Origin of the sequence: Burkholderia sp. Tr-20390 (genome assembly GCF_017104595.1) — a bacterium.
In the GTDB taxonomy this organism is placed as follows: Bacteria; Pseudomonadota; Gammaproteobacteria; order Burkholderiales; family Burkholderiaceae; genus Burkholderia.
This window is the reverse complement of record NZ_JAAGPC010000084.1, coordinates 15,870-39,110: the sequence shown is the minus strand read 5'-3', so window position 1 is coordinate 39,110 and position 23,241 is coordinate 15,870. Positions and strand designations below refer to the sequence as shown.

The window sequence follows — 23,241 nt, the reverse complement described above, 5'->3', positions numbered from 1 at the left end:
CGCATCGGCCGGATCCTCGAGTTCGGCGAGATACGCGAGCGCGAGGTTCTTCAGCGCGCGGCGGCCGGAGGCCTCCGGCGTCGGTTCGTAGGCGCCGGGCGTCTGGTGCTGCTCGTAGGCGGCGAGCTGGGCGAGCGGAGGGAAGGGCGTGAAAGTGGTCATGGGCGGCTCAGGGGCGAAGATGTTGAAGAAGCGTGGAGCGGAACGAATCGATATGACTTTCAACGGCCGCGCGTGCGCCGGCGGCGTCGCGCGCGGACAGCCGATCGAACAGTTCGCGATGCTCGTGCTGGACGTCGGCGAGATGGTGAGGTTCGGACAGCGTGACGAACCAGAAGCGCAGCGAGCGCTCATGCAGCCCGCGCAGGATGTCGGCGAGGACCGCGTTGCGCGCGGCCGCGGCGATCGCCTGGTGGAATGCGCGGTCGAGTTCCATCATGCCTTCGACGTCGTGCGTGTCGACGCAGGCCTGCCCGTCGTCGAGCAGCGCGGCCAGGCGCGCGAGATCGTCAGGCGTTGCGTGGCGCGCGGCGAGTTCCGCGCAGTGCGCTTCGTTGATGCGCCGCACGTCGATTACCGCGACGATGTCGTCGAGCGACAGCGGCTGCACCATCAATCCCTTGCGCGGCATCACGGACAGCAGCCCTTCGAGCACGAGCCGATGCACGGCCTGGTGCACCGGCGTGCGGCCGATGCCGGTGCGGGCGACGAGGTCGGCTTCGTTGAGGGCGGCGCCGGGCTTCAGGCGCATCGTGATGATGTCGTGCTGGATCAGCGCATACGCGCGGTCGGCGAGGCTGGCCGTCGGTGCGGCCGGGTGCTCGTGGCTGACGTCGGCGAGGGCATTCATGCGGGGTGCGGCGCGGCGGCCGGGCGGGGCGCGATCATGGCGCAGGCGGTCGGGAAGCGTGGACGATGCGTGGATATTATTGTGATATATCACTGATGTCCAGTATTGGCGATGCCGCATCCGCCTGGCCGGCGCGCGGGCGGGGACGCTCCCCGACGCAGTTTGCCGCCGACTTGCAACAATATCGACAGGATGTTGCAGGTTTGCCGCTCGATCGTGCGCTGAAGCATAATGAATCTTCGTTTATCCATACGCGTGAGCGACGTACCAGACCATCGTCATGAGCGAAAACACGCCTTCCCCGGCCGGTCTGCCCGGCACCTCCTCCGTTTCTTCCGATTCACCCCGTACCGATCCGGCGAAAGCGCCCGATGCGCCGGCCGCCCAGGCCGCCGCGCAGAACGTCGCTGCCGACGGCGCGTCACCGGTTACGGCTGCGTCCGAGCCGGGCGCGCCCGGGGCGACCGGCGCCGCCATCGATGGTGCTGCTGCTGCCGCCGCGCCGCCGAAGGCTGGCACGCCGCCACCCGGTTTCGGCGCGCAGCCTGATTTCGACACGCCGCGCCCGCCGCCCGCGAGCGCGCAGAATGCGCCGCCGGCCTATCTGAAGCAGAGCGACACGCCGTGGTCGGTATTCGGCCGGATCGTGGCCGCGCGCGCCCGCCGGCTGTTCGACCGTGCCGGCCAGCGCATCACGCAGCGCACGCTGCGCATCGGCGTGTCGGCGCGGATCTTCCATCCGGAACCGGGTGCGAAGGGGCTGAGAGGCAAGACGCTCCAGTACCTCGAGGAATCGATCGCGCACTGGGTCATGTCGCGCGACGTGCTCGTGTTCATGATTCCGACCGTCGGCCATCAGGGCATGATTCATCCGAGCAACATCCGCCTGCGCGACTACGCGAAGCATCTCGACGGCCTGCTGCTGCAGGGCGGCGCAGACGTATCGCCGCAAACCTATGCCGCGTCCGACGCCCGCCCCGAGTGGCCGGGCGATCGCGTGCGCGACATGTACGAGCTCGAGCTGCTGCACGAGTTCGTCGAGTCCGGCAAACCCGTGCTCGGCGTGTGCCGCGGCTGCCAGCTGATCAACGTCGCGTTCGGTGGCTCGCTGTACCAGGACATCGCCACCGACGTGCCGACCGCGAATGCGCACGTGAGCGAGCATTACGACCAGCATCGTCACGCGATCCGCTTCCCGGATTCGTCGACGCTTGCGAGCATGTTCCCGGGGCGCAGCGAAGCGATCGTCAACTCGATCCACCATCAGGCGATCCGCGATCTCGGTCGCGATCTGAACATCGAGGCCGTGTCGGCCGGCGACGGGATCATCGAAGGCATTCGCCATCGCCGTTCGCCGTTCGTCGTCGGCGTGCAGTGGCACCCCGAGTTCCATCGGGCCGGCGGTTCGGAGCTGCTCGACTGCACGCCGCTGCTCGATGCATTCCTGCGCGCGGCGCGCGAAACCCGCCTGTAGCAAGCCGCAAGCTTCGCGTCGCACGAAGGCCGGCCGCATCCCGACAAATTCGAGATGCGGCCGTTTCGTTTTGAACGATAATCGCGAGTTCCGATTCGTTTGCCGGAGTCTGACGTTGGCTTTCCGAAATTTTTCCCCTGCACGATGCGCCACGTGGATCGTCGCGCTGGCTGCCTGCGCGCAAGCGGGCGCGGCCTGGTCCGCCGACGCGACGGCGCCCGCCGCCGGTACGCGTCCGGCGGTCACGAGCCTGCGCGGCGACACGGCGGCATCAGCCACGGCGGCGCCGGATGCCTCCGCCCAAGGCAACGTCGCGGAGCTGACGCAGATGCTGCACGACGGCCGGATCGTCGAGATGCGCACGACGTACAACGGCAGCTACGGTGCGAGCCTGATGTTCGACCCGCGCGAGATGACGTACTACGTCGCGCTGTTCCAGGACAAACATCTATGGCGCGTGATCCGGTCGCAGGAGAAGAGCCGCGCGGAGATGGTGTACGCGAACTTCGTTCAGCAGACCGTACAACTCGCCGATATCGAGATCCGCCGCACCGAGCTGGAGGCGCAGAAGGCGTTTCTCGAGCGTGTGATCGCGCTGCAGGCGAATCGTGCGCAGCAGTTGCAGGCCGACTTGAGCGTTGCGCGCAGCCAGCAGGCTGAAGTCGCGCAGCGGCAGCGCTCGGCGCAGGAGCAGGCGCAGGCGCTGCAGGTCGAGAAGCGGGCTGCACAGATGCAGCTGCGCGATCTGCAGGAGCAGGTGCGACAGCTCGAGAAGCAGACCGAGACGGGGCTGCCCGCGCACAAGTAACGAATCGTCAGACGGGCGCAGAGACGAGCAAAACCCGGCGAAGCAGGCTTCGCCGGGTTTTTTTATGGCCGGGCATCAGCGCGCGAATGCGTCCGGCGTATCGGTCAGGCGGCGGTGGGACAGCTGCGCCGTCCAGTCCACACCGGTGGCGGGCGCGCGCGTGGCGCGGACAGGCTCGGTAGCGTGCAGCGCGCTCGCCATCGCGATCAGCGTGAGCGGATCATCGAGCGTGTCGCGCATGTCGCCGGTTGCACGCGGCAATGCGGCGAGCCGCTCGCGGGTGCGGGTGTCGACCGTGTTGTCGCGGATCGGCGGCCGTGTGGCCATCCGCATCACGGTTGGTGTTCGGACCGGCGCCGTCGCCATGCGCTTGCCGCTCGAACGAGGCGACGCGGCAGTGGCAGTGGCGGTGGCGGTCGGCGGCACGCCGGATGTTGCCTTTGGACGAAGCGATGCGGGAGGACGCGCGACCTGGTGCGTGGCCGGCAGTGGCTCGGCCGTTGTCGCGACTGGTGCGGCCATCTTGCGCTGCGGAGGCGCGCTCGTCGACGTACGCGGCTGAACCGCAGCGACCCGCACGGCCCCGGACGACGACGTAGCGTAATCCGGTACGTCACCTGCCGCGTGAATCGCGTAGGCAGGCCCGAACCCTGCAATCGGTTCATATGCGGCAATCAGCCAGCCGATGATGCCGAGCGCGCCGATACTCCAGCAGATCGCGTACTTCGCACGCCGGTCGCGAAAGCCGCCGGCGATACGGCGGGAGCACGGGGCCGCGGCGGCAGGCAGTGCAACCGGCGACCCGGCACGCAGCGGTGCCGACGCCGTGATGGACAGCGGCTTCCAGTGGCATGCGCGGTGCGGCCGGTCCACGTCGATGCAGGACGTCGTCAGTGTCGCGAGGCAGTGCTTGCCGGGCCGCGCACCGGGGGCGCCGCGAAAGGTCCAGTCGCGGCCGAGTGACGGCACGTGATCGAGCGGAGCGACGCGGGGGCGGGCGAGCGCGCCTGCGACGGGGACGAGGGGCGATGGGGTCATGAGGGCGGTGCGCCATGCGACACGGGCAACCGTGCCGGTGCGGCGCCGAACGTTGGTTGCAAATCGGGACATTGTGGTCAGCCGGCGAAGGCCGGTCGATCAGATCAATCTGATTTTTGCTGCCGTTTCGGGACGACTTGTACGAGGAGAACGCCGCGACCGCACCGGCAGGGGCGACACAAGGCAAATGTCGGGTTGGCGTGGCATGATGCGCGAACCATGCCGGTGCGCGCGTCGTCGCGCGGCGCGCCGCCGGCGGGCAGCGAGGCCCGTGCGCGCCGGCCCGGCGCCGCGTGCGTCGTCGGATCCATGCGGCGCGGATTCGCGCCATCCGAGCTGAGCGAGAAAAACATGTCCACAGCGTCACACGCCATCGCGCAGGAATCGAAAGTCCGCACCGTGTTCCGGGTCGTCAGCGGCAACTTCCTGGAAATGTACGACTTCATGGTCTACGGCTATTACGCGTCGGCCATCGCGAAAACCTACTTCCCGAGCGGCAACGCATTCGCGTCGCTGATGCTGTCGCTGTCGGTGTTCGGTGCGGGCTTCCTGATGCGGCCGGTCGGCGCAATCGTGCTCGGCGCGTACATCGACCATCACGGCCGCCGCAAGGGGCTGATCCTGACGCTCGGGCTGATGGCGATCGGCACGCTCGCGGTGGCCGCGATACCCGGCTATGCGACGATCGGCGTGCTCGCGCCGGTGCTCGTGCTGCTCGGCCGGCTGCTGCAGGGCTTCTCGGCGGGCGTCGAACTCGGCGGCGTGTCGGTCTACCTGTCGGAGATCGCGACGAAGGGGCACAAGGGGTTCTATACGTCGTGGCAGTCGGGCAGCCAGCAGGTGGCCGTCGTGTTCGCCGCGCTCGTCGGCGTGCTGCTGAACCGCGCACTGCCGGCCGAGGAGATGACCGCGTGGGGCTGGCGCATTCCGTTCCTGATCGGCTGCCTGATCGTGCCGTTCCTGTTCCTGATCCGTCGTTCGCTGAAGGAGACCGACGAGTTCCTCGCGAAGCGTCATCGTCCGACGATGGGCGAGATCATGCGTTCGATGCTCGACAACTGGGGCGTCGTGGTGGCGGGCATGGGAATGGTGATCATGACGACGGTGTCGTTCTACATGATCACTGCCTATACGCCGACGTTCGGCAAGGAAGTGCTGCACCTGTCGTCGCTCGATGCGCTCGTCGTGACCGTCTGCGTGGGGATCTCCAATCTCGTATGGCTGCCGCTGTCCGGTGCGTTGTCCGACCGCATCGGTCGCCGCCCGGTGCTGATCGCGTTCACGGTGCTGACGCTGTTGACGGCTTACCCGGCCGTGCTGTGGCTCGTCGGCGATCCGTCGTTCCTGCGGCTGCTCGCGGTCGAGCTGTGGCTGTCGTTCCTGTACGCGTCGTACAACGGGGCGATGGTCGTCGCGCTGACCGAAGTGATGCCGGCCGACGTGCGCACGGCGGGTTTCTCGCTGGCATACAGCTTGGCGACGACGATCGGCGGCTTCACGCCCGCGATCTCGACGCTGCTGATTCATCAGACCGGGAACAAGGCGGCGCCGGGGTTGTGGCTGAGCGTTGCCGCGATTTGCGGGCTGATCGCGACACTCGTGCTGTATCGCACGGCCGAGGCGCGCAACCAGTACAAGGCGGCCTGACCGGCAGCGGTATGACGCGCGGCGCCGGCCGTACACCATGCAATGAAAAAGGGAGCGCGGCGCGCTCCCTTTTTCGTCTGCGTTCAGGCTTCGCGCAGCATGCCGGCGACCGCGGCCGCCACGTCGTGCCATTCGCCCGGCGCGGGCTGGCGGGCGAGCCTGGCCTGCGGATACCACGGACAGTCGTCGCCGGTGAACCAGCGCCAGTCGGGCGCGAACGGCAGCATCACCCACAGCGGCTTGCCGAGCGCGCCGGCCAGGTGCGCGACCGCCGTATCGATCGTGACGACGCCGTCGAGCCGATCGATCAGCGCGGCCGTGTCGGCAAAGTCGTTCAGCCGGCCGTCGAGCCGATGCACGCGCGGATGCGCGTCGACGCGCGCGCGTTCGTCGTCGTCGAGTGCGGGCTGCAGCACGATCCAGTCGATGTCCGGCAGCGCGAGCAGCGGTGCGAGCGCGTCGAACGGCATCGAACGGTTTTCCTGCGCCTGCCGGCGCCCCGACCACGCGAGGCCGAACTTGCGCTTCGACTGCCCGCCGAGCGAGCCGCGAAAACGCCTGCCGGCGCCGTCGGGCGCGTCGAGGTAGCGCGAGCCCGCGACGATGTCCTCCTTCGTCTGAAGCCCGAGCAGGAACGGCAGGCTCATCAGCGTGCACGCGACATCCGCGGCAGGCGGTCTTGCCGCGCCCAGCGCGACGAGCGTCACGCGCCAGCGCGCCGCGGCCGGCGCCAGCAGCGTAACCAGTTCCGGCTGGACTTCGAGCACGACGCGCGCGCAGCGTGCGCGGGCGAGCGGCACGAAGCGGACGAACTGCAGCGTGTCGCCGAAGCCCTGTTCCGCGCGGATCAGCAGCGTGCGTGACGCGATCGGCTCGCCTTGCCAGCGCGGCAGCGTGCCGAGCGGCGTCGCGCCGGGCGTGTCGTGGCGCGCTTCGTAGGCGGGCAGGCCACGCGTGAAGTCGCCGAGCGTCAGCAGCGTGACCGCGCGGTGCAGCCGTGCCAGCGTGAGATCGGGCGCGACGCGCAGTGCCTGGTCGAAGGCGCGCAGCGCCATCTCGTGCGCACCGAGCGCGTGATGTGCGTTGCCGAGATTCAGCCAGGCCAGGCTGAACGATGGATCGAGACCGACGGCACGCTCATAGTAGGGCAGCGCGTCGCGGTGGCGGGCCTGCGCGCTCAGTGCGTTCGCGAGCCCGAACAGCGCGAGCGGAAACGGCGGATGCAGCGCGAGCGCGGCTTCGAACGCGGCGGCCGCCTCAGCATGCCGGCCGACCGCATCGTATGTGTTGCCGAGATTGAAATGGGCGGCGACGAAGCGCGGCTGCGCGGCGATCGCGGCCTGGAAGTGCGCGATTGCGTCGTCGGCGCGGCCCATCGCGTTCAGCGCCATCGCGAGGTTGTTGTGCGCTCCCGCATGCCCGGGCCGCAACTCGAGCGCGCGACGGAACGCGGCGAGCGCGTCGTCGTGGCGGCCGAGCGCGTTCAGCGCGTTGCCGAGATTGTTGTGGATCGATGCATCGTCGGGCGTGAGCCGCAGCGCGCGGCCGAATGCATCGATCGCATCGTCGTGGCGCTGCAGCGCCGCATACGCGTTGCCGAGGTTGTAGTGCGCGAGCGGAAATTCGGGCGCGAGCGTCAGCGCGTTGCGAAAGCGGTCGACTGCTTCGTCGAGCCGGCCGAGCGCCTTCAGCGCGTTGCCGAGATTGAGCTGCAGCGCGGCATCGCCTGGCCGCAGCGCGACGGCGCGGCCGACGAGATCGGCCGCCTCGGCGTGCTGGCCCTGCTGGTGCCGCAGCACGCCGAACAGATGCAGCGCGTCGGCGTCGGCGGGATTGGAGGCGAGCGCGTTGCGATAGCCGTGCTCGGCCTCGGCGAGGCGGCCCGCGCGGTGTGCGGCATACGCCCGGTCGAATGCGGAATCCATAACGCGAAAACTGGCGGAAAGCGCGTATTTTCCCACACCGCGCGATGGTGCCGCGCGTCGGCCGATCGGCATATGGCCCCGTCACGCGGAGCGGCGTAGACTTGCAGGGTCGCGTGTCATCGAGGTTCTCATGGCTGACACACTGCCCGATATCCCGCCCGTGCTGATCGTCGGCGCGGGGCCGACCGGCCTTGCCGCGGCGATGAGCCTCGCGCGAGCCCGCGTGCCGGTGCGCATCATCGATCGGCTCGCTGCGCCCGCGCCGTATTCGCGCGCGATCGGCATCCAGGCGCGCACGCTCGAACTGCTGGAGCAGCATCGCGCGGTCGAGCCGTTTCTCGCGCTCGGTCATCGTGCCCATGCGGCCGAGTTGCATGCCGACGGCCGCGTGATCGCACGGCTCGATTTCGATCCGTTGCAAACGCGCTATCCGTACTTGCTGTTTCTCGACCAGACCGTCACCGAGCGCCTGCTTGCCGAACATCTGGCCCGGCTCGGCGTGACGGTCGAGCGCGGCGCGACGCTGACCGCGTGCGATGCGGACGGTGCATCGCTCGACGTGTCGATTCGCTGCGCCGACGGCCGCGACGAATCGTTCGCGCCGTCGTACCTGATCGCCGCCGACGGCGCGCACAGCACGGTCAGGCATCTGCTCGGCCTGGGCTTCGCCGGGCACGCGTTCGAGCAGACCTTCCTGCTTGCCGATTTCGCGGCGATACCCGACTGGCCGGACGAAGAGATCCACCTGTTCACGACATCCGAAGGCATCGCCGGCCTGTTTCCGATGGGCGGTGGCCGTTACCGGCTCGTGGCCGACCGGCCGCCCGGCGGCGACGCGTCGCCCGATGCGCCGACCCCGTCGCTTGCGGAATGCGACGCGATCGTGCGTGCCCGTGCCGGCGCGTCGATCTCGCCGAGCGATCTCGCGTGGTCGGCGTATTTTCATCTGCACAGCCGGATGGTCGACCGGTTGCGTCACGGCCGCGTGTTCTTCGCGGGCGACGCCGCGCATGTTCACAGCCCGGCCGGCGCGCAGGGCATGAACACCGGCATCCAGGAGGCGTTCAATCTTGGCTGGAAGCTCGCGCGCGTGCTCGGCGCGGGCACGCCCGAGCGGCTGCTCGACACGTATCACGCGGAGCGTCATCCGATCGAGCGCGACGTGTTGCGGCAGACCGGTTTCGTCACGCAGATCGTCGAAGCCGAGCGTGGCGCGATGAAGCTGCTGCGCGATCACGTCGTGCCGGTGCTGGCGTCGTTCGGGCCGATGCGCGACGCGGTGCGGCGCACGGTCAGCGAGCTCGGCGTGCAGTACCGGAAGAGTCCGCTGACGCTCGAGCGCGTGCTCGATGGCGGGCCGCGCGCAGGCGAGCGGGCACCCGACGCGCGCGTGCGGGTGCTCGACGGGCCGCTCGGTCAGGCGCCTGGAGCGGCGCGGCTATACGACCTGCACGATCCGGCGAGCTTCACGTTGCTGTTGCTGGAAGAGCCGGTGAATGCCGACGCCGGCGCGGTGCCGCCGATGCCGACCGATGCGCAGGCGCTCGTGCAGGGGCTCGAGCGGATCATGCCGGATGCGGTGCGCGTCTGGCGCGTCACCGATGCCGAAGGCGGCGATGCCGGGCTCGCGCAGGAATACGGCCGCTCGCGGCCGTCGTTCTACCTGCTGCGGCCGGATGGTTACGTCGCCGTGCGCGGGCGCACGGCGACCGATGCGAACGCGCTGCTGCGCCACTGCGAAAGCTGGTTCGCGGGCCTGTCGCGGTCCGCGTAGCGGCGCCGTCAGGCGCTCGCCGTGGCGGGTACGAGCGACGCGCGGTGCACGGCGATCGCGTCGCGCACGATCGGTGCCGCACGTTGCCCGGCCTCGCTCGACGGATCGTCGAGCGCCGCGAGAAACGCGCGGCGCATCCGCGGCTCCCAGAAGCGCCGGATATGGTCGGCGATCCCGGTCAGCGCTTCGTCTCGATCGGGCATCGATTCGAAGAATGCGCCGATCTGGTTGGCCATGTCGATCAGGTGTCCGTTGTCCATCGCTTCCTCACTTGCCTGTCGTCACGCCGGCGGTCGCGGCGGCGCGGCGCTCGAGCAGGTCGAGCTGCTCCGCGTTGAAGCGCGCATACGCTTGCTGCCAGTCGGACGGCTGCGCGACGGGCAGCACCTGCACGGCCGTCACCTTGTACTCGGGGCAGTTCGTCGCCCAGTCCGAGCTGTCCGTCGTGATCACGTTCGCGCCCGATTCCGGGAAGTGGAACGTCGTATAAACGACACCCGGTTGCATGCGTTCGGTCACGAGCGCGCGCAGCACCGTCTGCCCCGCACGCGATTCGATGCCGACCCAGTCGCCGCTGCGGATACCGCGATCCTGCGCGTCGTGCGGATGGATCTCGAGGCGATCCTCTTCGTGCCACCGCACGTTCTCGGTGCGGCGCGTCTGCGCGCCGACGTTGTACTGTGACAGGATGCGGCCCGTCGTCAGGATCAGCGGATAGCGCTGCGTGACCTTCTCCGGCGACGCGATGAACTGCGTGATCACGAACTTGCCCTTGCCGCGCACGAATGCGTCGATGTGCATTGTCGGCGTGCCTTCCGGCGCGTGCTCGTTGCACGGCCACTGAATGCTGCCGAGCGTGTCGAGCTTCGCGTAGGACACACCCGAGAAGGTCGGCGTGAGCCGCGCGATCTCGTCCATGATTTCCGACGGATGCGCATAGTCCATCTCGTAGCCGAGCGCGCGCGACAGCATCAGCGTGACTTCCCAGTCCGCGTAGCCCGCGAGCGGCGGCATCACCTTGCGCACGCGCGAGATGCGGCGCTCCGCGTTCGTGAACGTGCCGTCCTTCTCGAGGAACGACGAGCCGGGCAGCAGCACGTGCGCGTATTTCGCGGTCTCGTTCAGGAAGATGTCCTGCACGACGATGCATTCCATTGCCGACAGCGCGGCCGCGACGTGCTGCGTATTCGGGTCCGACTGGACGATGTCCTCGCCCTGGCAGTAAAGCCCCTTGAAGCTGCCGTCGAGCGCCGCGTCGAACATGTTCGGGATGCGCAGCCCCGGTTCCGGTTGCAGCTTCGCCGACCACGCCGCTTCGAACTGCGTGCGCACGACTTCGTCGCCGATGTGCCGGTAGCCGGGCAGTTCGTGCGGGAACGAGCCCATGTCGCACGAGCCCTGCACGTTGTTCTGGCCGCGCAGCGGATTGACGCCGACGCCTTCGCGGCCGATGTTGCCGGTCGCCATCGCGAGGTTCGCGATGCCCATCACCGTCGTCGAGCCCTGTGCGTGTTCGGTGACGCCCAAGCCGTAATAGATCGCGGCATTGCCGCCCGTCGCATAGAGGCGCGCGGCTTCGCGTACCAGCTCGGCCGGCACGCCCGTCACGTCGGCGCTCGCCTCGGGAGAGTTGTCGGCTCGCGAGACGAACTCGCGCCATTGCTCGAATGCACGCGTGTCGCAGCGCTCGGCGACGAATGCGTCGGCGACGAGCCCTTCGGTGACGATCACGTGCGCGAGCGCGTTGACGATCGCGACGTTGGTGCCGGGGCGCAGTTGCAGGTGGTGCGTGGCCTTTACATGCGGGCCGTCGACGACGTCGATGCGGCGCGGGTCGATCACGATCAGCTTCGCGCCTTCACGCACGCGCCGCTTCAGCCGCGAGCCGAACACCGGGTGGCCGTCGGTCGGGTTCGCGCCCATCACGACGATCACGTCGGCCTGGCCGACCGATGCAAACGTCTGCGTGCCGGCCGATTCGCCGAGCGTCGTCTTGAGGCCATAGCCCGTCGGCGAGTGGCACACGCGTGCGCAGGTGTCGACGTTGTTGTTGCCGAACGCGGCGCGCACCAGCTTCTGCACGAGGTAGGTTTCCTCGTTCGTGCAGCGCGACGACGTGATGCCGCCGATGGAATCGCGGCCGTACTTGTCCTGCAGCTTGCGGAATTGCGTTGCCGCGTAGGTGAGCGCTTCGTCCCAGCTGACTTCGCGCCACGGGTCGGTGATCTTCTCGCGGATCATCGGCTTCGTGATGCGGTCCTTGTGCGTCGCATAGCCCCACGCGAAGCGACCCTTCACGCATGCGTGGCCTTCGTTCGCGAGGCCGTTCTTGTGCGGCGTCATGCGCACGACCTGCGTGCCTTTCATCTCGGCCTTGAACGAGCAGCCGACGCCGCAGTATGCGCAGGTCGTGACGACCGAGTGTTCGGCCTGCCCGAGTTGCACGACGGATTTTTCCTGCAGCGTGGCGGTCGGGCAGGCGGCGACGCACGCGCCGCACGACACGCATTCCGACGCCATGAACGATTCGCTTTCGCCGGCTGCGACGCGCGATTCGAAGCCGCGTGCGGCGATCGTCAGCGCGAACGTGCCCTGCGTTTCCTCGCAGGCGCGCACGCAGCGGTTGCAGACGATGCACTTCGACGGGTCGTACGTGAAGTACGGATTCGATTCGTCCTTCTTGTCGCGCAGGTGATTCGCGCCGTCGAAGCCGTAACGCACCTCACGCAGCCCGACCACACCGGCCATGTCCTGCAGCTCGCAGTCGCCGTTGGCGGGGCAGGTGAGGCAGTCGAGCGGGTGGTCGGAGATGTACAGCTCCATCACGTTGCGCCGCAGCGACTGCAGCCGGTCCGACTGCGTGCGCACCTTCATGCCCGCTTCCGCAGGTGTCGTGCACGACGCCGGATAACCGCGCCGGCCTTCGATTTCGACGAGGCACAGACGGCACGAGCCGAACGGTTCGAGCGAATCGGTCGCGCAGAGCTTCGGGACGTTGACGCCGGCTTCGATCGCCGCACGCATCACCGACGTGCCGGCCGGCACCGTGACCGGCTGGCCGTCGATTTCGAGCGTGACGTCGGTATCGGCATGCCGTTGCGGCGTGCCGTAGTCGGTATCGTCGAACGGATCGAGGGCACGCGCCTGCGCAGCGCTCTTGCACGCGCATTGGCCCGAGCCGCAGCCGCCTTGGCGGACATTGTTCGTGTCGAGGGACATGCAGGGCTCCTTCTGGGTCAGGCCGCAGCCTTGACCGGACCCGACGCGGCAGGTTTGCCGGCAGCGAGCCCGAAATCTTCGGGGAAATGGTCGAGCGCGGACAGCACCGGGTAGGGTGTCATGCCGCCCATGGCGCACAGCGAACCGGCCAGCATCGTGTCGCACAGGTCGCGCAGCAGCGTGACCTGCCGCTCCGACGTATCGCCGTGGCGGATGCGTGCGATCGTCTCGACGCCGCGCGTCGAACCGATCCGGCACGGCGTGCACTTGCCGCACGACTCGATCGCGCAGAACTTCATCGCGTATTCGGCCAGCTCGGCGAGGTTCGATGAGTCGTCGTGCAGCACGATGCCGCCGTGGCCGACCACCGCGCCAATCGCCGTATACGCTTCGTAGTCGAGCGGCACGTCCCACTGGTGGTCGGGCAGGTAGGTGCCGAGCGGGCCGCCCACCTGCGCGGCACGTGCGGGCCGCCCGCTGGCCGTGCCGCCGCCGAAGTCGAACAGCAGCTCGCGCAGCGTGACCCCGAACGCGAGTTCGACGAGGCCGCCGTGGCGGATGTTGCCGGCTAGCTGGAACGGCAGCGTGCCGCGCGAGCGGCCCATCCCGTAGTCGCGATAGAACGCGGCGCCGCGCGCGAAGATCACGGGCGCCGTTGCAAGCGTGATCACGTTGTTGATGACGGTCGGCTGGCCGTACAGGCCGGCGAGCGCGGGCAGCGGCGGTTTCGCACGCACGACGCCGCGCTTGCCTTCGAGTGATTCGAGCAGCGCCGTTTCCTCGCCGCACACGTACGAGCCCGCGCCTTTCGCGACGTGCAGCTCGAACGCGTGCGCGGAGCCGAGCACGTGCTCGCCGAGCCAGCCGGCTTCGCGTGCACGGACGATCGCGGCTTCGAGCGTGGCGATCGCGTGCGGGTATTCGCTGCGCACGTAGATGTAGCCGACCGTCGCGCCGGTCGCGACGCCCGCGATGATCATCCCTTCGATCAGGCAGTACGGATCGCATTCCATGAGCAGGCGGTCGGAGAACGTGCCCGAATCGCCTTCGTCCGCATTGCAGACGATGTATTTCTGCGTGGCGCGTGCTTGCCGGACCGTGCGCCACTTGATGCCTGCGGGGAACGCTGCACCGCCGCGGCCGCGCAGCCCTGATTCGATCAATGTTTCGCACGCGGCATCGCCGTCGAGCGCGAGCGCGTTCTTCAGGCCGGCGAGGCCTTCGTATCGCAGGTAGTCGTCGATCGACAGCGGGTCGGTCAGGCCGATCCGGGCGAACGTGAGGCGTTGCTGGCGCGCGAGATAGGGCAGTGCGTCGACGAGGCCGACGCCGCTCGGATGCGTGCCGCCTTCGAGCCAGTTTGCATCGAACAGGGCCGGGACGTCGGCGGCCGACAGGTTCGCATAGCCGACGCGGCCGGCGGCCGTGCCGACCTCGACGAGCGGCTCGAGCCACAGCAGCCCGCGCGAACCGTTGCGGACCAGTTCGATGGCGATGCCGCGGCGTTCGGCTTCCGCCTCGATCGCGGCGGCGAGCGCGTCGGCGCCGAGCGCCAGCGCGGACGAATCGCGCGGGACATAGAGGCGGGTCGTCATGCGGCCTCCGGGGTGCGGGCGACCGCGTTGGCAAGCAGCGCGTCGAATTTCTCCGGCGTGACCTTGGCATGCAGCACACCGTTGACCGTCAGCGACGGCGACTGCGCACACAGTCCGAGGCAGTAGACCGATTCGAGTGCGACGTCGCCGGGCGCATGCGCGTCGGCCGCATCGCCGTGCGCCGCGTCGAACCGGCAACCCGTGCGGGCTTCCGCATGCGCGGCCAGCGCTTCGCAGCCCATGCTGCGGCATGCTTCGGCGCGGCACATCTGGATCGTCACGCGGGCGGGCGGCGTGGTGCGGAAGTGGTGGTAGTAAGTCAGGACGCCGTGCACTTCCGCGCGCGACAGGTTGAGTGCGCGGGCGAGCGGCGCGACGCAGCCTGGCGGCACGTAACCCGCGTCGTCCTGGATCGCGTGCAGGATCGCCACGAGCGACTGGCCGGCGCGCGCATGGCGCTCGACGAGCGCGTCGGGCGCTTGGGAATTCGGGGACATCCGTTGTGCTCCTCCAAAGTCTCATATGCGCTCGAGATTCATATAGTGCGCACCGCGACTTCGTTCTGATTGATTTTGCCCAACGATAAGCGGAAGATTTGGCGGTCGCAATAGGAAATCGGAGTGCATAATTGATTCGCATCGAATGCGACGCGTATCTGACCGTACGCGACACGGAAGGCCGTGCGGCCAGCCTGTCGGATGTCGCGCCGTTGCTCGAACTCGTGGCCGACACGGGCAGCATTGCGCAGGCCGCGCAAGCGAAAGGGCTGTCTTATCGGCACGCGTGGGGCATGCTGCGTGCGCTGGAGGCATGCATCGGCGGGGAACTGATCGAAACCGCGCGCGGCAAGGGCTCGACGCTGTCGGCGCTCGGGCAGGCCGTCGTCGATGCGCAGCGCCTCGCGCGCAGCCGGCTCGACGGGAACCTGCGCACGCTGGCCGCCGAAGTGGCGAGCGACCTGAACCGGCGGCTCGCGCAGCGCGACGGCGCCGTGCGTATCCATGCGTCGCACGGCTACGCGGTCGCGACGCTCGTCTCCGCGCTGGTCGATGCGCAGGCGGCTGTCGACATCAAGTATCGCGAGAGCGTCGAGGCCGTGCAGGCGCTCGCCCGCGGCGAGTGCGACCTGGCCGGCTTCCATCTGCCGCGCGGCGCGTTTCGCGCGCAGTGCGCGCAGATCTACCGGCCGTGGCTCGACGATACGCGCCATGTGCTGATCCACCTGACACGGCGCCAGCAAGGGCTGTTCATTCCGCGCGGCAATCCGAAGCAGGTTCGCGGGCTCGCGGATCTCGCGCGCAATGACATCCGCTTCGTCAACCGCCAGCCGGGGTCGGGCACGCGCATGCTGCTGGATCTCGCGCTGCGAGCGATCGGCATCGATCCCGAGCGCATCGACGGCTACGCGTCGACCGAGCTCACGCATTCGGCGATCGCGGCGTTCGTCGCGAGCGGGATGGCCGATCTCGGCTTCGGCGTCGAGCCGGCCGCCCATCATTTCGGGCTCGATTTCATCCCGGTCGTCGACGAAGACTATTACTTCGCATGTGAGCGCGCGCGGCTCGACGCGCGGCCGCTTGCCGGCGTGCTGGCGCTGCTGCGCGATGCGCGCTTTGTCGAGCGCGTCGCGCATCTCGACGGCTACGATCCGGCTGCATGTGGAACGCTGGCGAGCATTGCGTCGGGGCTGGCCGGCGGCGACGGCGCGAGCGTGCCGGCGGGCAATGCCCGGTAACGCGGACGCACTCGAACCGCGATGCAGCAGCAGGGGATTTGCGCTACGCTTGCCGCTTGACCAACGTTCCAACAGGTACGCCGTTCAAGCGTCATCCCGCCATGAAATTTTCCGTTCCCCTCACCGCGGCAGTGTTGACCGCGGGGCTGCTGGCCGCTGTTTCGCCGTTTGCGCTCGCGCAGAATTCGCCCGGTGTGCCCGGCGGTATCCTGAGCGAGCAGTTTCGCCTGAACGAGCATCCGCAGATGCCGTTCGCGGCGTCCGCGCCGTCGCAGAAATACCAGAGCGGCAAGAAGTCGACCTTGCGCCGCAAGGGTGACCTGGGGGACCCCAACGGCTGCAATCTGAAGTGTCCGATGGATAGCCGGTAACCTGGCTGACGTGCGCGTCCGCAGCACCGATTCGACTGGCGGGTGTTGCGCGCGCGTGCCGATCTGGCTGTGTGATCGGTGGCGGCAGGCGTCCCGTGCGATTTCGATTTTGTCCGAGCCCCGCGAAGCGTTGCCGCTTCGCGGGGCTTTTGCTTTCCGTCGAATCGTCATGCGATTCGATACCGGGTGGTTTAGGGTTAACCCGTAAATCAGGAAGGATGTCTTCCAGAAACCTGCCTTATTCTTAAGCATCCGCCTACATAAACTTCGGGTTGTCAGCGATGAACAAGGTGTTCACCGCGAACACAGACAAATCTGGAGGTAGGTCATCATGAAATCGCTCGTTCAAGCTGTTGTCGTTGCTGCCGCTCTCGTTGCCCCGGTCGTGTCGTTCGCCCAGTCGGGTTCGACGATCACTCGCGCGCAGGTTCGTGCCGAACTGGTCCAGTTGCAGCAGGCTGGTTACAACACCGCTCGCGGTGAAGATCCGCACTACCCGGAAGCGATCCAGGCTGCCACGGCGCGTGTTGCAGAGCAGCAGCGCGCTGCGCTGGCGCAAGCACAAGGCACCGACGCCAGCGGTTACGGCGCACAGGCACAGGGCGCATCGGCATCGGGTTCGCGTGCAATGGGCGTGCGTCCGGCCACCGCTGAAGAAATGAAGTCGCTGTATCGCGGCAGCTAAACCGCGTATTGCCCGGTGTGCGTGAATACCGGGTGCGACGACGCGTCGCGCCTGGAGCCGCAGCACCCGGGCGGGCCGCCGCCTGGCGTGATCGATGAGCGCGCGGGCGCGGCAGGCTATCCGTCACCTCCTGTCGCCGGAAGTCCGGTGGCATTCCGCCCGGCCCACCCGTGGCTGGGCGCTTTTTCGGAAGGAGAGGGCGAGTGCGTTTCGCCGGCAACAAAAAACCCCGCAGACTTGCGTCATGCGGGGTTCGTGCGGCGAGCGCGGAATTTGGTGGAGGCGGCGGGAATCGAACCCGCGTCCAGAAGCGCTCCACGACTAGTTCTACATGTTTAGTTCAGTCATTTGATTTAACCGCAGCGACGCGGACGAACACGCTGCACTACGGCGATTCGCTAGGTTTTCGACCCTGGCGTCGCGACGCCGACAGGGCTTAACTGACGTAAATGACCTCTGGCGGTATTGCTACCGGTCTTGCGACACTAGCCCGTCAGTGAACTAGGCAGAGGACGGCGGCCCTTAGGCTGCCAGTGCGAACGTATCGTCGTTTGCAGTTACGATTTTCCCATTGATTAACGAGGTGACGGGTCCTCGACATGCCCTAGCCGCTTCACAACCCCTGTCGAAACCAGGTCGCCCCCGCGGATAAGATCAATCATTATAGCCCAACATCGCGCAGCAGTTCGCGCAGTTGCAGCGTCGTGTCGACGAGATGCTGCGCTTGCCAGTCGGCCGGCGCCGCGCCATCACCGCAATAGCCGTACGCCGCCGCGACCGTCGCCATGCCGGCGGCGCTGCCGGCTTGAATGTCGCGCAGGTCGTCGCCGACGTAGACGATGCGCGCAGGCGCGAGCGTCAGCTGGTCGGCCGCATGCAGCAGCGGGGCCGGGTGCGGCTTCGGGTGCGGCGTTGTGTCGCCCCCGACGACGCAGGCGGCGCGCCGCGCGAGGCCGAGGAGGTCGACGAGCGGCGCCGTGAGCCGCATGACCTTGTTCGTGACGATGCCCCAGCGCACGCCGCGCGCGTCGAGTTCGTCGAGCACATCGTCGATGCCGGGGAACAGCGTCGTATGCACGCATAGATCCGTCGCGTAGTTGGCCAGGAACTCGTCGCGCATCGCTTCATAACCGGGCGTGTGGGGATCGATGCCGAACGCGCCGCCGAGCAGGCCGCGCGCGCCGGCCGAGGCTAGCGGCCGCAGCACGTCGAGCGGTGTCTCGGGCAGGTCGCGCACGCGTTGCATCTTGTTGACGGCGGCCGCCAGATCGGGGGCCGTGTCGGCGAGCGTGCCGTCCAGGTCGAACAGCACGGCATCGCAGTGCAGCAGGCGCGGTTCGTCGAGTGCCGCCCGCGCGGTCGAGAGGGGAGTCGTCATGCCGGTTGGAAGGTCACGCGCCGCGACGGCACGCGACGAGGTAGTTGATGTCGGCGTCGTTCGACAGCGCGAAGCGCTTGCCGATCGGGTGATACGTGATGCCCTTGATCTCCACGATGTGCAGATCCGTTGCCCGCACGAAGCTGGCCAGTTCCGACGGACGGATGAAGCGCGCGTAGTCGTGCGTGCCCTTCGGCAGCATTTGCGCGATGTACTCCGCGCCGATCACGGCGAACAGGTATGCCTTCAGGTTGCGGTTCAGCGTCGAGAAGAACACCCAGCCACCCGGCTTCACGAGCGTCGCGCAGGCGGCGACGATATCGCCGGGCGACGGCACGTGCTCGAGCATTTCCATGCACGTGACGACATCGTAGGTGCCCGGTTCGCGCGCGGCGATCGCTTCGGCCGCGATGGCCTCGTAATCGACCGAGATGCCGCTTTCGAGACTGTGCAGGTCGGCGACACCGAGTGCTTCGGTCGACAGGTCGATGCCTTTCACCTGCGCGCCGAGTCCGGCCATCGATTCGGACAGGATGCCGCCGCCGCAGCCGATGTCGAGTGCGCGCTTGCCGGCGAGGTGCGCATGCGCATCGATCCAGCCGAGCCGGACCGGATTCAGGTCGTGCAGCGGCTTGAATTCGGCATTCGGATCCCACCACCGATGGGCGAGGTCGCTGAATTTCTGGAGTTCGTGCGGATCGGCGTTGGTCATGTCGGCAAACGGGCTACGGAAGGAGGGCGGTGCTGCGATTCGTCAGCCCCGAGTATATAAGAAGCGGACGAGCGGCGAAGCGGCGAGCGCCTGGGCGGGCGTCAAAGAAAAAGCCCCGCCGGAGCGGGGCTTTGAAGCAGTCGAAAACCGCGGCTTAGTTTGCCGGAACGGTCGTCTTCTGCACTTGCTGCGTACCAACCACTTCGACTTCCACGCGGCGATCCGGTGCGAGGCAGGCGATGAGTTGCTTGCGGTTCTTCTGGTTGCAGCCAGTCGTAACCGGGTTGCGCTTGCCCTTGCCTTCCGTGTAGATCTTGTTGGCCGGCACACCCTTGCTGACCAGGTACGACTTCACGGCTTGCGCACGGCGCAGCGACAGACGGTCGTTGTACTTGTCCGAACCGATGCGGTCCGTGTAGCCCGTTGCGACGACCACTTCCGTGTTCATGCCTTCGATCTTCGAAGCCAGTTCGTCCAGCTTTTGCTTGCCCAGCGGCTTGAGCGTTGCCTTGTCGAAGTCGAACAGTGCGTCAGCTTGATACGTGATCTTCTGGCTCGTGATAGCCGGAGCGACCGGAGCGACCGGCGGCTGCGGTGCCTGGGCGACCAGTGCGCCATCGCACTTCGCGTTGGCGGTGGCCGGCGTCCAGAACGCATCGCGCCAGCAGAGCTCGTTCGTACCGTTCATCCACACCCATTCGCCCGTGCCGTTGACCCAGTTGTCATTGACGGCTTGGCGCGACGCCGGCACCGACTGTGCCGAAGCGGATGCAGCCATAACTGCGGTAGCTGCAATGAACGCGAGCTTTGAAAGTTTATTCATATTTCTCCTCTCGAAATTGAGATTACCGCAGGTTTACTGCGAGCCTGTTGACGGTGACAAGTCATACATTGCTCGAAGTATAACATTGGTGCGGCACAAAAAACGCGGCGCCGCCTCTGTGTAGACTTCGAGCAGCGTCTAACTTTCAGTGCGTTGGCATTTTGCCATATCGTTCCCTTCCTACGAAAAAAAATCCTCCCCACCCCAAGATCGCTTCAACTTTGTGGTGCATGCGCAACACTGGCCTGCCGTAACTTTTAGAAATTGTCAAGAGTGTGGCGGCGAAATTGCGCCGATGAATGCAGTTGTTTACTCGTGCGCGAGGAACACGTGACGCGGCAATCGTCTGTGGTGACGAGTCGGGTGCGATTGCGATGTGCCATTGCGGCCGATTCGCCGACGCCGCGATTTTTGCTATTCATATATAGAGGGGGCGAATTGGCGGCTGATGGGCGCATGTTAGAATCTCGCGTTGCGTTGCGCATGCAGCGCCCACGCGAAAGGCGTTCGCCGTCTTCGCTCCGAAACGATACGGATACATGGATCAATTCGCCAAAGAGACCCTGCCCACCTCCCTAGAAGAGGAAATGCGCCGTTCGTATCTCGATTACGCGATGAGCGTAATCGTCGGACGTGCCCTCCCGGATGTCCGCGATGGCCTGAAACCCGTGCACCGGCGCGTGTTGTTCGCGATGCACGAACTGAACAACGACTGGAACCGCGCGTACAAGAAGTCGGCGCGTATCGTCGGTGACGTGATCGGTAAGTACCACCCTCACGGTGACACCGCGGTCTACGACACGATCGTGCGGATGGCGCAGGACTTCTCGCTGCGCTACATGCTGATCGACGGGCAGGGCAACTTCGGCTCGATCGACGGCGACAATGCCGCGGCGATGCGTTACACCGAAATTCGCATGGCGAAGATCGGTCACGAGCTGCTTGCCGACATCGACAAGGAAACGGTCGATTTCGAGCCGAACTACGACGGCAACGAAATGCAGCCGTCGGTCCTGCCGTCGCGCATCCCGAACCTGCTGATCAACGGTTCGTCGGGTATTGCGGTCGGCATGGCGACCAACATCCCCCCGCACAACCTGAACGAAGTCGTCGACGCGTGCCAGCACCTGCTGGGCAACCCGGAAGCGACGATCGACGAGCTGATCGAGATCATCCCGGCGCCGGATTTCCCGACGGCCGGCATCATCTACGGCGTCGCCGGCGTGCGCGACGGCTATCGCACCGGGCGCGGCCGCGTCGTGATGCGTGCGGCCACGCACTTCGAGGAGATCGACCGCGGCCAGCGGATGGCGATCATCGTCGATGAGCTGCCGTACCAGGTGAACAAGCGCTCGCTGCTCGAGCGGATCGCCGAGCTCGTCAACGAGAAGAAGCTCGAAGGCATCTCCGACATCCGCGACGAGTCCGACAAGAGCGGCATGCGTGTCGTGATCGAGCTCAAGCGCGGTGAAGTGCCGGAAGTGGTGCTGAACAACCTGTACAAGGCGACGCAGCTCCAGGATACGTTCGGCATGAACATGGTCGCGCTCGTCGACGGCCAGCCGAAGCTGCTGAATCTGAAGGAAATCCTGCAGTGCTTCCTGTCGCATCGACGCGAAGTGCTGACGCGCCGCACGATCTACGAACTGCGCAAGGCCCGCGAACGCGGCCACGTGCTTGAAGGTCTCGCGGTCGCGCTCGCGAACATCGACGAGTTCATCGCGATCATCAAGGCCGCGCCGACGCCGCCGATCGCGAAGGCGGAGTTGATGGCGAAGCCGTGGGATTCGTCGCTCGTGCGCGAGATGCTCACGCGTGCCGAGAGCGAGAACGCGGCGGCCGGCGGCCGCTCCGCGTATCGCCCGGAAGGCCTGAACCCGGCGTTCGGCATGCAGGCCGACGGGCTGTACCGCCTGTCCGACACGCAGGCCCAGGAAATCCTGCAGATGCGTCTGCAGCGCCTGACCGGCCTCGAGCAGGACAAGATCATCGGCGAGTACCGCGAAGTGATGGCGCAGATCGCCGACCTGCTGGACATCCTCGCGCGCCCCGAGCGGATCACGACGATGATCGGCGAGGAGCTGACCTCGGTGAAGGCCGAGTTCGGCGACGCGCGTCGCTCGAAGATCGAGCTGAACGCGACCGAGCTGAACACCGAAGACCTGATCACGCCGCAGGACATGGTCGTCACGATGTCGCATGCGGGCTACGTGAAGTCGCAGCCGCTGTCCGAGTACCGTGCGCAGAAGCGCGGCGGTCGTGGCAAGCAGGCGACGCAGATGAAGGAAGACGACTGGATCGAGACGCTGTTCATCGCGAACACGCACGATTACATCCTGTGCTTCTCGAACCGCGGCCGCGTGTACTGGGTCAAGGTCTATGAAGTGCCGCAGGGCTCGCGCAACTCGCGCGGCCGCCCGATCGTCAACATGTTCCCGCTGCAGGAAGGCGAGAAGATCAACGTCGTGCTGCCGGTCAAGGAATTCTCGGCCGACAAGTTCATCTTCATGGCAACGTCGCTCGGCACCGTGAAGAAGACGCCGCTCGAGGCATTCAGCCGTCCGATGAAGAAGGGCATCATCGCGGTCGGCCTCGACGAAGGCGACTTCCTGATCGGTGCGTCGATCACCGACGGCGCGCACGACGTGATGCTGTTCTCCGACTCCGGCAAGGCCGTGCGCTTCGACGAGAACGACGTGCGTCCGATGGGGCGCGAGGCCCGCGGCGTGCGCGGCATGCAGCTCGAGGATGGCCAGCAGGTCATCGCGATGCTGGTTGCCGGCAGCGAGGAGCAGACGGTGCTCACCGCGACCGAGAACGGCTACGGCAAGCGCACGCCGATCACCGAGTACACGCGTCACGGCCGCGGCACGAAGGGTATGATCGCGATCCAGACGTCCGAGCGTAACGGCAAGGTCGTGGCTGCAACGCTCGTCGATGCCGAAGATCAGATCATGCTGATCACGACGGCCGGCGTGTTGATTCGCACCCGTGTCTCGGAGATTCGCGAGATGGGGCGCGCCACGCAAGGTGTTACACTCATCAGTCTCGATGAGGGTACCAAGCTCTCTGGCCTGCAGCAGATCGCGGAGGCCGAAGAGGGAGAGGGCGAAGCCGACGAGGCGTCGGACGGCGAAGCCTGAAGAACGGATGAGACTCTAGCCGCCGCAGGCGCGAAGCGCCGCGGCCGGCGAGCAACCATTCATA

General features: G+C 67.0%; 18 protein-coding genes and 1 other RNA gene. 8 read left to right on the top strand and 11 right to left on the bottom strand.

Translation table 11 applies throughout. The annotated features are described in order from the left end of the window. Positions 1 to 169 precede the first annotated feature (169 nt). A complete protein-coding gene (locus tag G3N98_RS22220) occupies positions 170 to 850 on the bottom strand; it encodes a GntR family transcriptional regulator (RefSeq protein WP_089472349.1) in 681 nt (226 codons plus the stop codon). A 280-nt stretch (positions 851 to 1,130) separates the two neighbouring features. Between G3N98_RS22220 and G3N98_RS22215 the strand changes: the two genes are divergently transcribed. Both G3N98_RS22215 and G3N98_RS22210 read left to right on the top strand, forming a co-directional pair. Continuing rightward, positions 1,131 to 2,324 carry a type 1 glutamine amidotransferase gene (locus tag G3N98_RS22215; RefSeq protein ID WP_089472350.1) on the top strand — a complete coding sequence of 398 codons (1,194 nt, stop codon included), beginning with the start codon at positions 1,131 to 1,133 and terminating at the stop codon, positions 2,322 to 2,324. A gap of 115 nt (positions 2,325 to 2,439) precedes the next feature. Beyond that, positions 2,440 to 3,132, top strand: coding sequence for a DUF2968 domain-containing protein (locus G3N98_RS22210; RefSeq protein WP_206149239.1), 693 nt, complete (start codon positions 2,440 to 2,442; stop codon positions 3,130 to 3,132). A gap of 75 nt (positions 3,133 to 3,207) precedes the next feature. On the opposite strand, the gene G3N98_RS22205 is transcribed toward G3N98_RS22210, so the two are convergent. Next, positions 3,208 to 4,170: a hypothetical protein gene (locus tag G3N98_RS22205; protein ID WP_206149238.1), complete on the bottom strand. Its 963-nt coding sequence runs from the start codon at positions 4,168 to 4,170 to the stop codon at positions 3,208 to 3,210. A gap of 351 nt (positions 4,171 to 4,521) precedes the next feature. Between G3N98_RS22205 and G3N98_RS22200 the strand changes: the two genes are divergently transcribed. Then, complete coding sequence (locus G3N98_RS22200) at positions 4,522 to 5,817, top strand: MFS transporter (protein WP_124576030.1); 1,296 nt, start codon at positions 4,522 to 4,524, stop codon at positions 5,815 to 5,817. A gap of 83 nt (positions 5,818 to 5,900) precedes the next feature. Here G3N98_RS22200 and G3N98_RS22195 read toward each other — a convergent pair whose 3' ends face one another. Further along, positions 5,901 to 7,814 carry a tetratricopeptide repeat protein gene (locus G3N98_RS22195; protein ID WP_206149237.1) on the bottom strand — a complete coding sequence of 638 codons (1,914 nt, stop codon included), beginning with the start codon at positions 7,812 to 7,814 and terminating at the stop codon, positions 5,901 to 5,903. A gap of 58 nt (positions 7,815 to 7,872) precedes the next feature. Between G3N98_RS22195 and G3N98_RS22190 the strand changes: the two genes are divergently transcribed. Further along, positions 7,873 to 9,516, top strand: coding sequence for an FAD-dependent monooxygenase (locus G3N98_RS22190; RefSeq protein ID WP_206149236.1), 1,644 nt, complete (start codon positions 7,873 to 7,875; stop codon positions 9,514 to 9,516). Between the two features lie 8 nt (positions 9,517 to 9,524). Here G3N98_RS22190 and G3N98_RS22185 read toward each other — a convergent pair whose 3' ends face one another. Genes G3N98_RS22185 through G3N98_RS22170 form a run of 4 tightly spaced genes read right to left on the bottom strand, consistent with a single transcriptional unit; the run spans position 9,525 to position 14,827 of the window. Further along, positions 9,525 to 9,776, bottom strand: a complete 252-nt coding sequence (locus G3N98_RS22185) for a formate dehydrogenase subunit delta (RefSeq protein ID WP_089424772.1) — start codon at positions 9,774 to 9,776, stop codon at positions 9,525 to 9,527. 7 nt (positions 9,777 to 9,783) lie between these two features. After that, positions 9,784 to 12,735: a formate dehydrogenase subunit alpha gene (gene fdhF / locus G3N98_RS22180; protein ID WP_089472355.1), complete on the bottom strand. Its 2,952-nt coding sequence runs from the start codon at positions 12,733 to 12,735 to the stop codon at positions 9,784 to 9,786. Positions 12,736 to 12,752: 17 nt separating this feature from the next. After that, entirely contained in the window at positions 12,753 to 14,330 is a 1,578-nt protein-coding gene (locus G3N98_RS22175) for a formate dehydrogenase beta subunit (RefSeq protein WP_206149235.1), read from the bottom strand. After that, positions 14,327 to 14,827: an NAD(P)H-dependent oxidoreductase subunit E gene (locus G3N98_RS22170; protein ID WP_206149234.1), complete on the bottom strand. Its 501-nt coding sequence runs from the start codon at positions 14,825 to 14,827 to the stop codon at positions 14,327 to 14,329. The genes G3N98_RS22175 and G3N98_RS22170 overlap by 4 nt, the downstream gene beginning before the upstream one ends. A gap of 131 nt (positions 14,828 to 14,958) precedes the next feature. Between G3N98_RS22170 and G3N98_RS22165 the strand changes: the two genes are divergently transcribed. From G3N98_RS22165 to G3N98_RS22155, 3 genes are all read left to right on the top strand, one after another. Beyond that, complete coding sequence (locus G3N98_RS22165; protein WP_206149233.1) at positions 14,959 to 16,065, top strand: substrate-binding domain-containing protein; 1,107 nt, start codon at positions 14,959 to 14,961, stop codon at positions 16,063 to 16,065. A 101-nt stretch (positions 16,066 to 16,166) separates the two neighbouring features. Then, a complete protein-coding gene (locus tag G3N98_RS22160) occupies positions 16,167 to 16,436 on the top strand; it encodes a hypothetical protein (RefSeq protein WP_089472359.1) in 270 nt (89 codons plus the stop codon). 331 nt (positions 16,437 to 16,767) lie between these two features. Next, on the top strand, positions 16,768 to 17,121 hold the full coding sequence (locus G3N98_RS22155; protein WP_206149232.1) for a DUF4148 domain-containing protein: 354 nt from the start codon (positions 16,768 to 16,770) through the stop codon (positions 17,119 to 17,121). Between the two features lie 274 nt (positions 17,122 to 17,395). Here the strand turns inward: G3N98_RS22155 and ssrA are convergent. From ssrA to ompA, 4 genes are all read right to left on the bottom strand, one after another. Next, positions 17,396 to 17,765: a transfer-messenger RNA gene (ssrA, locus tag G3N98_RS22150) on the bottom strand. Between the two features lie 17 nt (positions 17,766 to 17,782). Beyond that, the gene (gene gph / locus G3N98_RS22145; RefSeq protein ID WP_206149231.1) at positions 17,783 to 18,499 is read right to left on the bottom strand and encodes a phosphoglycolate phosphatase; all 717 of its coding nucleotides are present in this window, start codon (positions 18,497 to 18,499) and stop codon (positions 17,783 to 17,785) included. A 13-nt stretch (positions 18,500 to 18,512) separates the two neighbouring features. Then, the gene (gene ubiG, locus G3N98_RS22140) at positions 18,513 to 19,211 is read right to left on the bottom strand and encodes a bifunctional 2-polyprenyl-6-hydroxyphenol methylase/3-demethylubiquinol 3-O-methyltransferase UbiG (protein ID WP_089424797.1); all 699 of its coding nucleotides are present in this window, start codon (positions 19,209 to 19,211) and stop codon (positions 18,513 to 18,515) included. 154 nt (positions 19,212 to 19,365) lie between these two features. Continuing rightward, the gene (gene ompA, locus G3N98_RS22135) at positions 19,366 to 20,034 is read right to left on the bottom strand and encodes an outer membrane protein OmpA (RefSeq protein WP_006476579.1); all 669 of its coding nucleotides are present in this window, start codon (positions 20,032 to 20,034) and stop codon (positions 19,366 to 19,368) included. Between the two features lie 539 nt (positions 20,035 to 20,573). Here ompA and gyrA point away from each other — a divergent pair. Further along, positions 20,574 to 23,177 carry a DNA gyrase subunit A gene (gene gyrA / locus G3N98_RS22130; protein WP_089439493.1) on the top strand — a complete coding sequence of 868 codons (2,604 nt, stop codon included), beginning with the start codon at positions 20,574 to 20,576 and terminating at the stop codon, positions 23,175 to 23,177. The last annotated feature ends 64 nt before the right edge of the window (positions 23,178 to 23,241 follow it).

What these genes read in the sequence shown, in the direction of transcription:
- G3N98_RS22220 (WP_089472349.1), bottom strand. Translation starts at nt 850, where the DNA reads ATGAATGCCCTCGCCGACGTCAGCCACGAGCACCCGGCCGCACCGACG.
- G3N98_RS22160 (WP_089472359.1), top strand. Translation starts at nt 16,167, where the DNA reads ATGAAATTTTCCGTTCCCCTCACCGCGGCAGTGTTGACCGCGGGGCTG.
- G3N98_RS22200 (WP_124576030.1), top strand. Translation starts at nt 4,522, where the DNA reads ATGTCCACAGCGTCACACGCCATCGCGCAGGAATCGAAAGTCCGCACC.
- fdhF (WP_089472355.1), bottom strand. Translation starts at nt 12,735, where the DNA reads ATGTCCCTCGACACGAACAATGTCCGCCAAGGCGGCTGCGGCTCGGGC.
- gph (WP_206149231.1), bottom strand. Translation starts at nt 18,499, where the DNA reads ATGACGACTCCCCTCTCGACCGCGCGGGCGGCACTCGACGAACCGCGC.
- G3N98_RS22170 (WP_206149234.1), bottom strand. Translation starts at nt 14,827, where the DNA reads ATGTCCCCGAATTCCCAAGCGCCCGACGCGCTCGTCGAGCGCCATGCG.
- G3N98_RS22185 (WP_089424772.1), bottom strand. Translation starts at nt 9,776, where the DNA reads ATGGACAACGGACACCTGATCGACATGGCCAACCAGATCGGCGCATTC.
- G3N98_RS22190 (WP_206149236.1), top strand. Translation starts at nt 7,873, where the DNA reads ATGGCTGACACACTGCCCGATATCCCGCCCGTGCTGATCGTCGGCGCG.
- G3N98_RS22215 (WP_089472350.1), top strand. Translation starts at nt 1,131, where the DNA reads ATGAGCGAAAACACGCCTTCCCCGGCCGGTCTGCCCGGCACCTCCTCC.
- G3N98_RS22205 (WP_206149238.1), bottom strand. Translation starts at nt 4,170, where the DNA reads ATGACCCCATCGCCCCTCGTCCCCGTCGCAGGCGCGCTCGCCCGCCCC.
- ompA (WP_006476579.1), bottom strand. Translation starts at nt 20,034, where the DNA reads ATGAATAAACTTTCAAAGCTCGCGTTCATTGCAGCTACCGCAGTTATG.
- gyrA (WP_089439493.1), top strand. Translation starts at nt 20,574, where the DNA reads ATGGATCAATTCGCCAAAGAGACCCTGCCCACCTCCCTAGAAGAGGAA.
- G3N98_RS22175 (WP_206149235.1), bottom strand. Translation starts at nt 14,330, where the DNA reads ATGACGACCCGCCTCTATGTCCCGCGCGATTCGTCCGCGCTGGCGCTC.
- ubiG (WP_089424797.1), bottom strand. Translation starts at nt 19,211, where the DNA reads ATGACCAACGCCGATCCGCACGAACTCCAGAAATTCAGCGACCTCGCC.
- G3N98_RS22195 (WP_206149237.1), bottom strand. Translation starts at nt 7,814, where the DNA reads ATGCCGATCGGCCGACGCGCGGCACCATCGCGCGGTGTGGGAAAATAC.
- G3N98_RS22155 (WP_206149232.1), top strand. Translation starts at nt 16,768, where the DNA reads ATGAAATCGCTCGTTCAAGCTGTTGTCGTTGCTGCCGCTCTCGTTGCC.